The following is a 13,885-nucleotide window of genomic DNA, read 5'->3' as shown; positions in this document are numbered from 1 at the left end:
AGACTTTCGCTGCTCCTAAAAAAAACTGCGTAGATTTAAAGTATTAATTTCTCAAAAATTCAATGGTAATAAAGGACCTGCTAAGCCCTCCTTCTCAACGCGTTATTTTTGATCTGTTTCTCCCAAACAGGCGTCCTCTTATTTTTAAATCCAGACTTATTAATTCCATATCTGGAAAACCAATTGAAGTTCAAGACACCTATACAGAAGAGTTGGAGGTGCCATTCCAAATAATGGATGTGCCGGACTACCTGAAGTATAGCTTAAATGATAAAGCCGGATCTGTTAGCATAAAATCCCTGAAGCAATATAATGGATATGTGTTGGACCTAACCAATATTCAAAGTACAGAAGATTATACGCTACAGCATCTCAGCAAGGCGAGTCGGAATAAGGTATCCTATAAGCTTAGAAAACTGGAACGGCTACATGATATTACCTATAAATTTTATTGGGGCAAAATGGATCGCGGTGTGTTTGATACCCTTTTTGACAAATTTTACGAACTGTTAGAAAAAAGATTTGAAGAAAAAAAATCAGACAATAGATACTTATCACAATGGAAGGATATTGCCTCCTTAACCTACCCTAAAATATTAAACAAGACTGCTTCCCTGTTTGTTTTATTCGATGGTCAGAAACCCATCAATTTCGGACTGAACTTTCATCTCGGAGATATTTTGTTTGCCTATATTCAAACTTTTGATACCGACTACGGAAAATATAGTATGGGGGATATAAGCATGCTAAAGTACATTGAATGGTGCCTGCAAAATAAGATCTCTACTTTTGACCTTTCAATGGGTGCAACATCCTATAAGTTGAGATGGAGCAATCATCAATATACATTTCACTACTTATTGCTTTATTCAGATCAATATTGGTCTCATTTGCTATGGGTAAAAGTTATGTCGTTCAAGCTGAAAACTAAACAATACCTAAGGGACAGGAACATTATAGGAAAATACTTTTCAATGGACAGGATTAAATACATACTGGGGAAGTTAAATTTTGGTTTGTTCGGGCGTAAAGGGTAAGAAGTACTTATGTATAACAGACCATAAATGAAAATATCAACCTTAACTGCCCTCCAAGCCGCCCTCTCCGCCGGCAAAGCCATCCTTAACTACTATAACGAGGATGATTATGAGCTAGGCTATAAGGAAGACAACACTCCCCTCACCTCCGCAGACCTGGCCGCCAATACCATCATAACCGAGGCCCTTGGCAAAACCGGTATTCCCATCATCAGTGAGGAAAGCCCGAAGGTTCCGTATTTGGAGCGTAAAGACTGGGAGCAGTGCTGGATTGTTGACCCACTGGACGGGACCAAAGAGTTTGTAGGCAGGAATGGGGAGTTTACGGTCAATATCGCCCTTTGCAGACTGGGGAAGCCAGTGCTGGGCGTTATTTACGTACCGCTAAGCCGGGAGCTGTATTTAGGGGATGTGGAGGTTAAGGCTGCTTATAAACACACTCTTGGGGAGGGACACCAGTTACCGAATGAGCCTTTTGCGCCACAGCACCGAATTTATGCTGCTAAAACGGATACATCTGTATTGAGAGTGCTGTGTAGCCGCTCCTTCCGGGATCCGCAGACCGAGGCCTATATCCGGGATTTGCAAAAGAAGCATAAGAGGGTGGAGATCATCCCAAAGGGCAGTTCTATAAAGTTTTGCTGGATGGCGGAAGGGAAGGCAGATTTGTATCCGCGCTTTTCCTCCATTATGGAATGGGATACAGCAGCCGGGCAGGCCATCTGTGAGGCGGCGGGCTTGTCGGTCCGCAATATCGATAACGGCAGCCCTATCCGTTATAACAAAGAGGATCTGAGGACTCCGGGATTCATCGTCAGCAGCAATGACGCATCTAATTCAACGCATCCTTAAAGCGCTCCTTATAGGCCTTTTTATAGACCTCCTCGTACATGGGCAGGATATTGTGGATGTCAAACGTACAGGCCAGGTCAAAGGCCCGCTGTTTGAAGCCCTCCAGCGTTTTATCGTCTTTGAGGATTTTCAGGGCATTGGTGACCATGTCTTCCACATCCCCTACTTCACTCAAATATCCGGACACCCCGTGTTTGTTCACTTCCGGGATACCACCGGCATTACTCGAGATAACAGCTACCTTGTTGATCATCGCTTCCAGTGCCGCCAGCCCAAAGCTCTCGGTCTCGGAAGGCAGCAGGAACAGGTCTGAAAAACACAGGATACGGTCAATCTCGTTGCTGTTCCCCAGGAATATCACTTTATCTGAAATGTCCAGGCGCTCACAAAGCAATTCCGCTTTCTCCTTTTCAGGGCCCTCCCCTACCATGACCAGTTTGGCCGGGATCTGCCGCTGTATTTCGTAAAATATATGGATAACATCCGGTACCCGCTTGACTTTTCGGAAGTTACTGATATGGGTGATGATGCGCTCATCCTCCTCGGCCATCATACTGCGCTGGCAATCCGTAAAGTCCTGGGCGTATTTGCTTTTATCTATAAAGTTGGGGATGACCGTGATCTCCCGGTTGATTTCAAAGAGTTCCAGAGTGTCTTTCTTAAGGCTATCCGAAACCGAGGTAACAATATCCGATTGGTTAATACTGAAATTAACCGCCGGCTTGTAAAAAGGGTGATTTCCCACCAGGGTGATGTCGGTCCCGTGCAGGGTAGTGATCATGGGGATAAAGATCCCTTCCTCCTCCAGCATCTTTTTAGCCATATAGCCCGCATAGGCATGTGGGATGGCATAATGTACATGCAGCACATCAATCCCGAAGATCTTGATGGTATCCACCAGCTTACTGGAAAGGGCCAGTTCGTAAGGCTGATAGTGAAAGAGCGGGTACTCCGGAACGTGTACCTCGTGGAAATGTATGTTTTTACTGAGCAAATCCAGGCGGACAGGTTGTTTATAGGTCACAAAATGAACTTCATGCCCGCGCTGGGCCAGGGCTATCCCCAGTTCTGTGGCGACCACCCCACTTCCGCCAAAGGTCGGATAACAAACAATGGCAATTTTCATATCTGCTAAATTACAGTTTAATTCTGTTCAGAACTGATAAGGGAATCATAAATCGCCTGCTGTATGCGGGTACGGAGCCCGGAGCGGATCAGCAGTGTATTGGTGGAGGAAGGATAGGTGCGGTTGGAGAGGAAAACATAGACAATTTCCGTTTCCGGATCTGCCCAGGTATAGGTGCCGGTAAAACCGCTGTGCCCGAAACTCTTTCGGGAAACACAGCCGCAGGTAGGTCCTGGGTCTTCCAGCTGGGGTTTGTCAAAGCCCACGCCCCGGCGGACGTTCTTGTCACAGAAATAACATTTGTTGAATTTCTCCACGGTACGGGATTCTATCAAACGGGAGCCGCCATAATAGCCTCCCTGCAGGTACATCTGCATGATTTTGGCCACATCATTGGCATTGCTGAATAAGCCTGCATGCCCCCCTACTCCGCCCTGCATTGCTGCACCCATATCGTGCACATAGCCCTGGATTTTCTGGTAGCGGTAATAATTGTCCAGTTCCGTGGGAATAATCTCTTCTTTAGGGATGGTTTTCAAGGGGTTAAAGTGGGTGCGCGATGCCCCCAGCGGTTTGTACAAAGCCTCGTCTGCCAGAAGGTTCAGGGGCTTTTGCAAGGTCTCCTCTATATATTTTTTAAAGACGTAATAGGCCACATCACTGTAGCGGTAGCGGTTGGATTTAAGGCTTTGCCGGGCGATACGGTCGTAAATAGAATCCTTGTAGGCATCGGTAAGGTACAGGCGCTCGGCAACCTTAATGGAATACCCGGTTTCGCTTTTATTCCGGTAGAATTCAGAGGAAGGCTGCCGGTTTTTCCCCAGCGTATCCAGATAAAAGGCGATCCATGAAGGCAGGCGCCCATAATGGCTCAGGGCCTTCAGGACAGTTACATTTTTTAGTTCGGATTCGGCCAGTTCGGGGCTTAAATCCCCAAAAGTGGCATTCAGGCGGATTTGACCCCGCTCCTCCATTTGCATCAGCAAGGGCAGGGTTGCCAGGATTTTGGTGAGGGATGCCAGGTCATAGACATCGGTTAGCTTTACCCCTCCTTCCGCATCATAAGCAGGCTTGCCAAAGGCCTTGTGATACACTACCTGACCCTTTCTGGAAATGAGCACCTGAGCCCCCGGGAACATAAGCGAATCCAAACCATCCCGCACCAGACTGTCTACCCGGGCCAGTTTATACCGGTCAAAACCCACCCGTTCGGGAATGCTGTACCCCAGCCTCCTGAGGCCTGCTGTCTGCAGCCCGCTTCCTTCCGGAAAGGCACTGTGGGCACTCACGGGGAGCTTACCCCGGGCCGCAAAGACCCCAAAAAGCATTTCCGCGGCGGTCTGCTGTGCAATTTTACTATTCTGGTAGGCCATCACCAGGCCATCGATATTGTCGTACGAGAGGATGTCCCTGAGGATATAGGGCCTGGCAAATACGGTAAGGATAACATTAGAGCTGCGCATCCGGCTGATTTCCTCCAGCCAGAAACGCTCCTTTTCGGTAAAGGCATGCTTTTTCCAGGGCGACTCATTGGACTGGTGCATGCCAATGATAACCAGGTTAAATTCCTCCAGCTTTCGGGTAAGGCTGGCAATATCGTTGGCCGAAACTGCGGTAACATCTGCATACTGTTGCAGGCGCTCTAGAAAAGGGAGATGCGGGGCATCCCCGAATTTGACGTAAGCGATTTTTTTGTTCTCCAACCGCTTGATACCCAGAATATCCACCTTGTTCTGTAAAACCGTTATGGCCCCCTCCATAGCCTTTTCATATAAGAGCGAATCTGCCGGCTGGTTCAGGTTTGCGAACAGCCCGGGGATTATAACAGGCTTAAATTGATGCAAACCCGCCTTGTATTTGGCCTTAAGTATTTTTTTAACCGAGCGTTCCAGGCGGGCCTCGCTGATGGTACCGCTTTTATAGGCTTCCAGGAATACCGGGAAATCCCGATCCAGGTCGGGTGGCATCAAAAGCATATCATTGCCGGCGAGAAAGGCGGTCAGCGAAGTATTCTTCTCCCCGGTGTAGCCGGTAACCCCTTTCATATTGAGGGCGTCAGTGAGGATAAGTCCTTTAAAGCCCAGTTGCTCTTTTAAAACCGTCTCGATCAGCCGGGCTGAGAGCGATGTAGGTTCTGTTTCGGAACCTGTCAGGGCAGGAACGTTTAAATGCGCGATCATTACACTGCTCAGACCCTGTTTAGAGAGCCGTTTGAATGGCAGGAGTTCCACGCTGTCCAGGCGCTGCCTTTCAAATAAAATCTGTGGCAGGGCCTTGTGGGAGTCTACAGCTGTATCCCCATGCCCGGGGAAGTGTTTGGCACAACTCAGGACCCCGGCGCGCTGCATGCCTTTCATCATCAGGCGGGCATGCCAACTCACTTTTTCCGGGTCTTCCCCGAAAGATCGGTTTCCGATAATGGGGTTGTCCGGATTGGTATTGATATCCACCACCGGGGCAAAATTGATATGAACGCCCAGTCTTTTTGCCTGTTCCCCAATGCGATACCCGATTTGCTCAAGAAGGGTACTGTCCTGAATAGCCCCGAGCGTGGTGTTCCAGGGGTAGGCAAACGTAGAATCCAGCCGCATGGCCAGCCCCCATTCAGCATCCATTCCTATCAGCAAAGGGGTGGAAGAAAGCTGTTGTAAACGATTGGTCATTCGGGCCTGCCGCACCGGCCCGCCGGTACTGAAGATTAGCCCGCCAATATGGTAATCCCGGATCCAACGGCTGATTTTTTGCATTTCGGCTTCCGGCTTATCTGAAGTCGCCATCACCATAAAAAGCTGCCCGATGCGCTGCTCCGGGCTCATTGCGGCGTAGCGCTGGTTAACCCAGCCCGCCTGTTGCAGGCTATCCGCAGTCTGCAGCGGGTCCGCCTGGGCGTAGCCATAGAAAACACTGCAGGTGGCAAGGAACAGCACTAAGGCTTTCCCAGACCGCTTTAAAATAAAAATGCTCAGCAGTTTTCGTAACATGAATAACCAAATCTTGGTTGCTTTTGGGTGGGTACCCTAAAAAAACCGGCTGTGCCAGCTTTCCGATGCAGGTACCTCCCAGTCCTGTTCGTACTCGTATTTGTTGTTGACCAGGTTGTTGAAGACAATGGTTTTTGGAGAAACCGCTTTGGCTTTGGCCATTTTACGGAATTCGTCAAGCGGCTTATAGGCGATATACTCCCCCTGTTTGTAGGAAACATTCATCCGGTCCAGCAAGGTTACCCCATATTTCTTTTCCAGGGATTGTATAAAATGTACCGACGCATCGATGGAGCAGCCGGAGGCTGCCGCCTGCTGCTGGTCCAGCCCAATGACTATAAAACGATTGTAAGGCGTTGCAAAACCCGCTTTCAGGTCGGCCCCATGGGCGGTCCATTGCTGCAGGAATTGCTGCAATTCATCCTTGAGAGACTTCATCTCCTCCTCCGTAAAGGTCCGGTTTGCCTGGTATATCCAGACCCTTGCAGTTTCCGGTAAACTATCAAATGCTACAAACATAGTGTTTTCAGGGATTTAAAGATCTGCCGCGTCTGCAAGCAGTTCGGCCAGGTCCAGTACCTTTATACTCGCTTCCTTTTCCTTGTTTTTGACCCCGTCGGTCATCATCGTATTGCAAAATGGGCAACCGGCTGCCACAACATCCGGCTTTGTTTCCAGGGCTTCTTCCGTACGCTTGATATTTACATCCTGATCCCCTTTTTCGGGTTCTTTAAACATCTGGGCCCCACCGGCCCCGCAACAGAGTCCCCGTTGTTTGCAGTTTTTCATCTCCACCAGTTCTGCATCCAGTTTGCGGATCAATTCCCTGGGAGCTTCGTAAATCCCATTGGCCCGGCCCAGGTAACAGGGGTCGTGATAGGTTATGCGCTTGCCGCGAAAACTGCCACCTTCAAGGCTTAGCCTCCCGGCCTGTAACAGGTCTTTCAGGAACTGTGTGTGGTGTACAACCTCGTACTCCCCGCCCAGGTCCGGATATTCATTCTTAAGGGTATTAAAACAATGCGGGCAGGTGGTCACTATTTTTTTGATTTCATAACCGTTCAGCACTTGTATATTGGTGGCTGCCTGCATTTGGAAGAGGAATTCATTCCCGGCGCGTTTGGCAGGATCCCCGGTACAACTCTCCTCCGTTCCCAGCACCGCAAAAGAAACAGACGCCTTCTGAAGCAACTTTACGAATGCTTTGGTTATTTTTTTGGCCCGGTCATCAAAACTACCCGCACAGCCCACCCAGAAGAGCACTTCCGGCTGTTTGCCTTCCGCGAATAATTCCGCCATAGTCGGGATTTTAGGTAATTGCTCCATATAGCTGCTTATTTTTCACTGGCCCAATTGAGCCTATCCATTTGATTAAACGGCCAGGGGGCTCCGTTATTCTCAACATTCCCCATCATTACATTGAGTTCTGCCGGTGCTGCAGACTGTTCCATTACCAGGTATTGCCGCATATCCATGATGATGGATAAGGGGTCAATACTTACCGGACAGGCTTCCACACAGGCGTTACAGGAGGTACAGGCCCAAAGTTCTTCCCGGCTGATATAATCGTCCAGCAATTGTTTTCCATCCGGTTCCCACTTGCCCTTGTTCTGGTTGAGTTGTTTGCCCACTTCCTCAAGACGGTCGCGGGTGTCCATCATGATTTTTCGTGGCGATAACTTTTTTCCAGTCTGGTTGGCCGGGCATTCACTGGTACATCGGCCACATTCTGTACAACTGTAGGCATTTAAAAGTTGGATCCGGCTCAAGTCCATTACATCCGAGGCTCCAAATTTTTCAGGGGGCGCAGCATCCTCAGCAGGGGCCGCAAAAGGATCGGCATTGGGATCCATCATCAGCGCAACTTCTTTTTTTACAGACTCCAGATTGCGGAAAGCTCCCTTAGCCCTCAAATTACCCCAATAGGTATTCGGAAATGCCAGCAAAATGTGCAGGTGCTTGGAATAATATAAATAGTTCAGGAAGAAAAGAATACCCAAAATATGCAGCCACCAGGCAGTACGCTCTACCATTATCAGGCTTCCCTGGGAAAGGCCCTGCATCCACTGTGCTATTATGGAACTGATCGGAAAACTGCCGGCCTCGGCATAATGAGCAGCCCCAAGTTGCTGTAACTGGAAATCTGCCGCATTCATGGTGAGAAAAAGGCACATTAAGACCACTTCTATATACAGGATCAGGTCTGCATCCCGTTTGGGCCACCCCTTCATCTCCGGTTTCCAGAACCGCTGCAGGCGCAAGGCATTCCTTCGCATCCAGAAAACCACTACCGCTACAATAACCAGCAATGCCAGGATTTCGAAAGAGGCGATAAGGCCATCATAAACCGGCCCCAGGAAGGCGAAAATCCGGTGGGTGCCAAAGAGGCCATCTATAATAATTTCCAGTACCTCTATGTTGATTATCACAAAACCTAGATAAACAATTATATGCATAATCCCCGCCACGGGGCGGACTACCATCTTGCTCTGGCCCAGGGCAATCCGGGCCATCTGCCCGAAGCGCTCCCCCTTGCTTCCTCCCGGATGCGTCTCTTTGCCCAGCTTTATGTTGCGGATAAGTCTTCGGATGTTTCTACTGAAAAACCCGATGCCGGCTATGAGTGCCAGCAGAAATAAAATGTTGGGTAGGTACTGCATTAATTAGGGTCTTTTTCTACTGCAGGGTCATTTTCCGGCAGGGTATACTCCTTTTGTTTTTTTCCAAAAACAGAAACGTTCACATATCGTTTGGGATTCAGGCGGAAATCTTGCAGCAAGAGATCCAGTTCCCTGGAAGCTTCTGCCAGGTTCTGGTAGAGGGCCTCATCCTTCATTAGTTTTCCCATGGTGCCTTCCCCCTTCTGAATGCGGCCCATTAGCGTGTCCAGGTTTGCAAGGGTTGCTTCCATATTGCGAATGGTCTTTCCAAGCCCTGCCTGGGCCAGGGAGTCCGAAATATCCGAGAAGTTGGCCGTCATGTTTTCGATATTCCCCAGGGTGCTATCCAGCTGCGAGCGGTTTTCGCTGAGCAGCTCATTGAGGACATCCGCACTTTTTTGAAAAGATGCCAGCAACTTGTTGAGCCCGGCAACACTCTCCCTGAGGTTTTGCTTGGTGTCCAGGTCCAGCAGCTCGTTAAAATTGATAAGTAATGAATCTGCGTTGGATACAGCTCCTTCCACCTTTAATTGCAAAGGAGTTAATTTTTGTTGAACCAATTCGGTGAGTCCGGGACGAATATTCCCGGGCAGGGTATCCCCGCTTTTGGCTATGGGAGCATCGTCAAACACGGGTCGTATTTGTATCCCTTTACCGCCAATGATCCCGGTATCGTATAATTCCGCTATGCTATTGGCTGAAAATTCGAAGTCCTTATCCACAGAAAACGTGACCAGCAGTTTCCCAGAACTGTCCTTAAATTGTATGTCGTTTACTTTCCCGACACTATATCCGTTGATACTTACCTGGGTACCTGCCTGCAGGCCGCCTACATGATCGTAAACGACATAAAAGGTTTTGCTGTTATCAAAGATGGGGGAAGATTTCAAATAACTGAATCCCAATATAAACAACAGGATACCGCCAATTACGATAATTCCTGTTTTAATTTCTCTGGATAGTTTCAAATGTCGCGTTTTGGGTTCCTAACAAAATTAGAAATATTTTTCGGAAGGCACCCGATTAATTAGACAGGCTTTGCAGGGCTTCTTGTAAAGGTATACGCTTCCCGTTTTTATAAGCAACTATATAAGAAGTAGTATACCCTTTAAGGTCTGCATTGGCCTTCAGTAATTTAGCTTCTTCGTATGAGGCTGTGTTTCCGTACATTATGCGGAACATCCTGCCTACAGGCTCCTTTGAAAGCTTATTGAGCCCTCTGTAATCTGCGCGGTTCAGGTCCGGATCTTTACTCACGGCCATTAGTTGTACTTTAAATATGAGATCTGAAGCGTTCTCAGCTGTCTTAGCGGCTAATGCCTGTGTTTTTTCCGTATCAGCAGTCTCAGTCTTTGCACCTGCCTGTACGGTTTCTTCTGATGTTCGCTTTGTAACTGTTGGAGTTTGTCCTGTATCCCCAGCATTTTTGGCCACTACCTGTACTACCTCCTTTTTAGGCACGTCTTCCTGTACCGCTGCCGGCTTTTTCTCCGGCACAGCTTTGGGCTCTGCCGGTTTGTTTACAACAACCGTTTCAGGGGTGTTCTCCTTTTCAATCGCTTTCACTTGCCCACCGGCCTGAGGGACATCATTGACCCAAACCGATTTTTTGTATTCCCGGATGGCATCGGCTATGGCCGCCCCCATCTCCTTCTGTCCCTTTTTGGAATTGAGGTAATTCCCCTCTTCTTTGTTGGTCAGAAAACCGGTTTCCACCAGTACGCTGGGCATAAAAGTCTGATGCAGTACAATAAATCCGGCTTGCTTAACCTTACGGTCATTGCGTTTCAGTTTTCCGGTAAAGCGATCCTGCATCAGTTTCCCAAGCAGAATACTCTGGTCTAGGAATTCCTCCTGCATAATGGTTAGTCCGATCACGGATTCAGGGGAGTTGATGTCGTATTCAGAATACCGGCTTTCATAATTATCTTCCAGGTAGATTACCGAGTTTTCCTTTTTGGCAATTTCAAAATTCTGCTTGTTCGCGTGCAGGCCAAGCACGAAAGTACCTGCCCCATGGGCATTGGAGGTGTGCGAATCGCAGTGGACCGATACAAATAGGTCTGCCTTAGCTTTGTTTGCGATCTCCCCTCGTACATAAAGATCCACAAAGGAATCATCGTCCCGTGTATAGATCACTTTCGTGTTCGAATCGTTCGCCAGGGCCTTCCCTACTTCAAGTACAATATTCAGTGCGATGTTCTTTTCCAGGAACCCATTACCCAGGTTTCCGGGGTCATGCCCACCGTGGCCGGCATCCAGTACCACCACAAAAGTATCGTCCAGGAAGGCGGCGCTTGAAGGCCCCTGAGACCAGACATTCCCGCCCAGCAGTAACAGGGCAGCCAGTAACCCCTGCCTGTACATGCTTAATAATTTAGTGCATTTCTTCAATTTTCCCGGGGTTAAATTTGTTTTAATGTAGGCGTTGCGGAGGGAAAAATATGTAAGTTTGAGCCCTGAATCCCACGCATTCGCTTTACAAAAATAGGATTTATAGCCTTGCAAGCAAATAAACATCTGGTACTTTTCACGGGGATCTTTTTCCTGCTTACAGCAAACCTCCTGGCCCAGGAAGACTTGCCTGAACCGCTGCCAATCAAAGCCGTGGGAGATAGCCTGACGGCGCCAAAACTACCGGATTTGCTGGGCTCGGCAAGCTCGGAGCAGGACAGTGTGCTTCAGGATAGTGTTCGCCCGTCACAGGGGACCCTTCTGGACAAGATCCAATACAAGGCGAAAGACTACGTTCGCATTGATCAGAAAAAACAAAAGATTTATCTCTATAACGAAGCGGAAATCTACTACCAGGATACCGAACTCAAAGCCGGTATTATCATCCTGGATTACGTTAAAAATGAAGTATACGCCGGGCGGCTGAAAGATTCGCTGGGCAATTATACCCAACTGCCTTTTTTCAAGCAGGGTACCAATGAGGTGATTCCAGACTCCATCCGCTTTAATTTCGACACGGAAAAGGCCCTGATCTGGAACTCCCGAAGCGAAGAGAAGGCAGCCCTCGGGTCAATGGGAAGTGAATCCATGAAGGTCTATGCGCAAAGAACCAAAAAAGAAAACGACTCCGTATACTTCCTGAGCGAGGGTAAACTGACAACTTCCAAAGACACTATTGATCCCGATTATTATATCCGCATCCGCAAGGCCAAATTTGTCCCCAAGAAAAAAGTAATCGCCGGGTTCAGTAACCTCTATATCGTGGATGTGCCCACCCCCATTGCACTTCCCTTTGCCTATTTTCCGCTTACCACGGGCAGGACGGCCGGGGTGATGATGCCAACTTTCGGGAATGACCCGAACCGGGGCTATTTTCTGCAAAACGGGGGGTATTACCTGCCCATAAGCGATTACCTGGACCTGACCCTTACCGGTGACCTGTATACCAATGGAAGTTATGGCTTCCGGGGGCAGTCCGTTTATGTAAAACGCTATAAGTTTCGGGGTAATATCAATTTTCGATATGAAAACCTGGTTACCAGCCAAAAAGGTTTTGACGATTACAGCCGCTCCACCATCTACAACATTCAGATTTCCCATACCCAGGATCCGAAATCCAACCCGAACTCGCGTTTATCGGCATCCGTGAACCTGGGGAGCAGCCAGTATTTCAGGAATTCCCTGATCCAGCAGAATTTACCCAACACCCAGGTAAACAACCTGTCCTCCTCTATTTCCTATTCCAAAACCTTCCCGGAGTATCCCTCTGTGAACGTTAGCCTTACGGCAACCCATAACCAAAACACCAATACCAACACGGTAGATGTTACCCTGCCTACCCTACAGGCCAGTATGGAGCGAATCTTCCCTTTTGCCAACAGGGACGGGATCAAAAAAGGAGCGCTGCAGAATATCAACTTCCAGTATAACGTCAATGGACGCAATAGCATCCGTACCAATGATGAAGACTTTTTGACCGGTAAAATGTTTGACGATGCCCGTTTGGGGGCCCGCCACCAAATTCCCATAGCTACCAACTTCAAGGTAGCCAAATATTTCAGTGTCAGCCTGGGGGGTACCTATGAGGATGTCTGGACCTGGGATACTTTTGAACAGCGGTTCGATGCAGATACGCAGGCCGTGGTTACAGACACCATCAATGGTTTTGACCGGTTTAACCAATACAACCTGAGCGCCAGTATTGGTACCACGGTCTATGGAACCTTCAACCGTGGCGAAGACAAGAAAATACAAGCGATACGGCACGTGATGCGACCATCGATCAGTTACGGCTATGCCCCCTCCTTTGATCAGTATTACGACGAATTCCTCAATGAGGCCACAGGGGAAAATATTACCTATACGCGTTTTCAGAATACACTTTACGGCACTCCCAGCCGGGTAAAATCCAGTGCCATGAGTTTTTCCCTTGCCAATACCCTTGAGGCCAAGGTACGGGATAAGGATTCCACCGCTACCGAACCCAAGAAAGTGATGTGGCTGAACAGCCTGAATTTTACAACCTCCTACAATTTCGAAGCAGATTCCCTGAAATTGAGCCCGATCAATATGACGGGGGGAACCAACCTTTTTGAAAACAAGATGCAGGTCAACTTCGGGGCCAGCCTTGACCCGTATGCCATCGACAATAACGGGAGGAGGATCAATACCCTGAATATCAGTAATGGAGGGGGCTTATTCCGCGTCACCAGCGCAAGGCTGAACGTCAGTTATGGCTTTAGCAGCAAAGATTTTGACAAGGATGCCGAAGACGAAGAGGATGAGGATACCGACCCCTATGACGGGGACACCTATGTGGCTTCCAGTGGCGGGCGGACAGACGGGCTTTTCGGAAGGGCCAATGACTTTAACCGAAGCCGTTTTGCAGACCGGGACCCCGACGATGTAGATAACCCCGTATATGGCAGCAGTATCCCCTGGGATGTACGGCTCTCTTATGCAGCCACCTACAGCAACCGTAACCGGGACGGGGAGCTTACAAATCACTCCCTTATGTTCCGGGGCAATGTTAGCCTTTCCCCCCGCTGGCAGGTAGGGTTCTCTTCTGGTTATGATTTTAAAAACAAAGGGTTCTCCCTGACCTCCTTTAATTTTGAGCGGGACCTCAAAAGTTTCCGCCTGACTTTTGACTGGACCCCGTTTGGCAACTTTGAACGCTGGTATTTCTTTATCGGGATCAAAGCCAGCGTCCTGAAAGACCTGAAATGGGAAAACCGCAGCCAGCCACCCCCGCGTTAACCATAAAAACCAGTA

The 13,885-nt window shown here is 48.6% G+C and carries 10 protein-coding genes; 3 read left to right on the top strand and 7 right to left on the bottom strand.

The features are described 5' to 3' along the window. The first annotated feature begins 62 nt into the window (after window positions 1-62). Window positions 63-1,037 carry a GNAT family N-acetyltransferase gene (locus ACT6NU_RS12095; protein WP_445381927.1) on the top strand — a complete coding sequence of 325 codons (975 nt, stop codon included), beginning with the start codon at window positions 63-65 and terminating at the stop codon, window positions 1,035-1,037. A 27-nt stretch (window positions 1,038-1,064) separates the two neighbouring features. Further along, window positions 1,065-1,889, top strand: coding sequence for a 3'(2'),5'-bisphosphate nucleotidase CysQ (gene cysQ, locus ACT6NU_RS12090; RefSeq protein WP_445381926.1), 825 nt, complete (start codon window positions 1,065-1,067; stop codon window positions 1,887-1,889). Here the strand turns inward: cysQ and bshA are convergent. The 7 genes from bshA to ACT6NU_RS12055 are packed head-to-tail and all read right to left on the bottom strand — an operon-like array spanning window position 1,870 to window position 11,023. After that, window positions 1,870-3,015 carry an N-acetyl-alpha-D-glucosaminyl L-malate synthase BshA gene (gene bshA, locus ACT6NU_RS12085; RefSeq protein ID WP_445381925.1) on the bottom strand — a complete coding sequence of 382 codons (1,146 nt, stop codon included), beginning with the start codon at window positions 3,013-3,015 and terminating at the stop codon, window positions 1,870-1,872. The two genes, cysQ and bshA, sit on opposite strands and share 20 nt — an antisense overlap. Before the next feature lie 17 nt (window positions 3,016-3,032). Continuing rightward, complete coding sequence (locus tag ACT6NU_RS12080; protein WP_445381924.1) at window positions 3,033-5,996, bottom strand: glycoside hydrolase family 3 N-terminal domain-containing protein; 2,964 nt, start codon at window positions 5,994-5,996, stop codon at window positions 3,033-3,035. Window positions 5,997-6,032: 36 nt separating this feature from the next. After that, complete coding sequence (locus tag ACT6NU_RS12075) at window positions 6,033-6,515, bottom strand: ABC transporter ATPase (RefSeq protein ID WP_445381923.1); 483 nt, start codon at window positions 6,513-6,515, stop codon at window positions 6,033-6,035. 15 nt (window positions 6,516-6,530) lie between these two features. Beyond that, window positions 6,531-7,295 (bottom strand): (Fe-S)-binding protein, encoded by a 765-nt coding sequence (locus tag ACT6NU_RS12070; RefSeq protein ID WP_445381922.1) that lies wholly within the window; start codon window positions 7,293-7,295, stop codon window positions 6,531-6,533. A 35-nt stretch (window positions 7,296-7,330) separates the two neighbouring features. Further along, the gene (locus ACT6NU_RS12065) at window positions 7,331-8,656 is read right to left on the bottom strand and encodes a 4Fe-4S dicluster domain-containing protein (protein ID WP_445381921.1); all 1,326 of its coding nucleotides are present in this window, start codon (window positions 8,654-8,656) and stop codon (window positions 7,331-7,333) included. After that, window positions 8,656-9,624 carry an MlaD family protein gene (locus ACT6NU_RS12060; RefSeq protein ID WP_445381920.1) on the bottom strand — a complete coding sequence of 323 codons (969 nt, stop codon included), beginning with the start codon at window positions 9,622-9,624 and terminating at the stop codon, window positions 8,656-8,658. The genes ACT6NU_RS12065 and ACT6NU_RS12060 overlap by 1 nt, the downstream gene beginning before the upstream one ends. A 55-nt stretch (window positions 9,625-9,679) precedes the next feature. Then, a complete protein-coding gene (locus ACT6NU_RS12055; RefSeq protein ID WP_445381919.1) occupies window positions 9,680-11,023 on the bottom strand; it encodes an N-acetylmuramoyl-L-alanine amidase in 1,344 nt (447 codons plus the stop codon). Between the two features lie 135 nt (window positions 11,024-11,158). Here ACT6NU_RS12055 and ACT6NU_RS12050 point away from each other — a divergent pair, with 135 nt between their 5' ends. Next, window positions 11,159-13,870, top strand: coding sequence for a putative LPS assembly protein LptD (locus tag ACT6NU_RS12050; RefSeq protein WP_445381918.1), 2,712 nt, complete (start codon window positions 11,159-11,161; stop codon window positions 13,868-13,870). Window positions 13,871-13,885 lie beyond the last annotated feature (15 nt).

It is taken from the genome of Robiginitalea rubriflava, assembly GCF_052540725.1.
The sequence above is the reverse complement of the archived record's forward strand: the minus strand, read 5'-3'. Positions and strand labels throughout refer to the sequence as shown.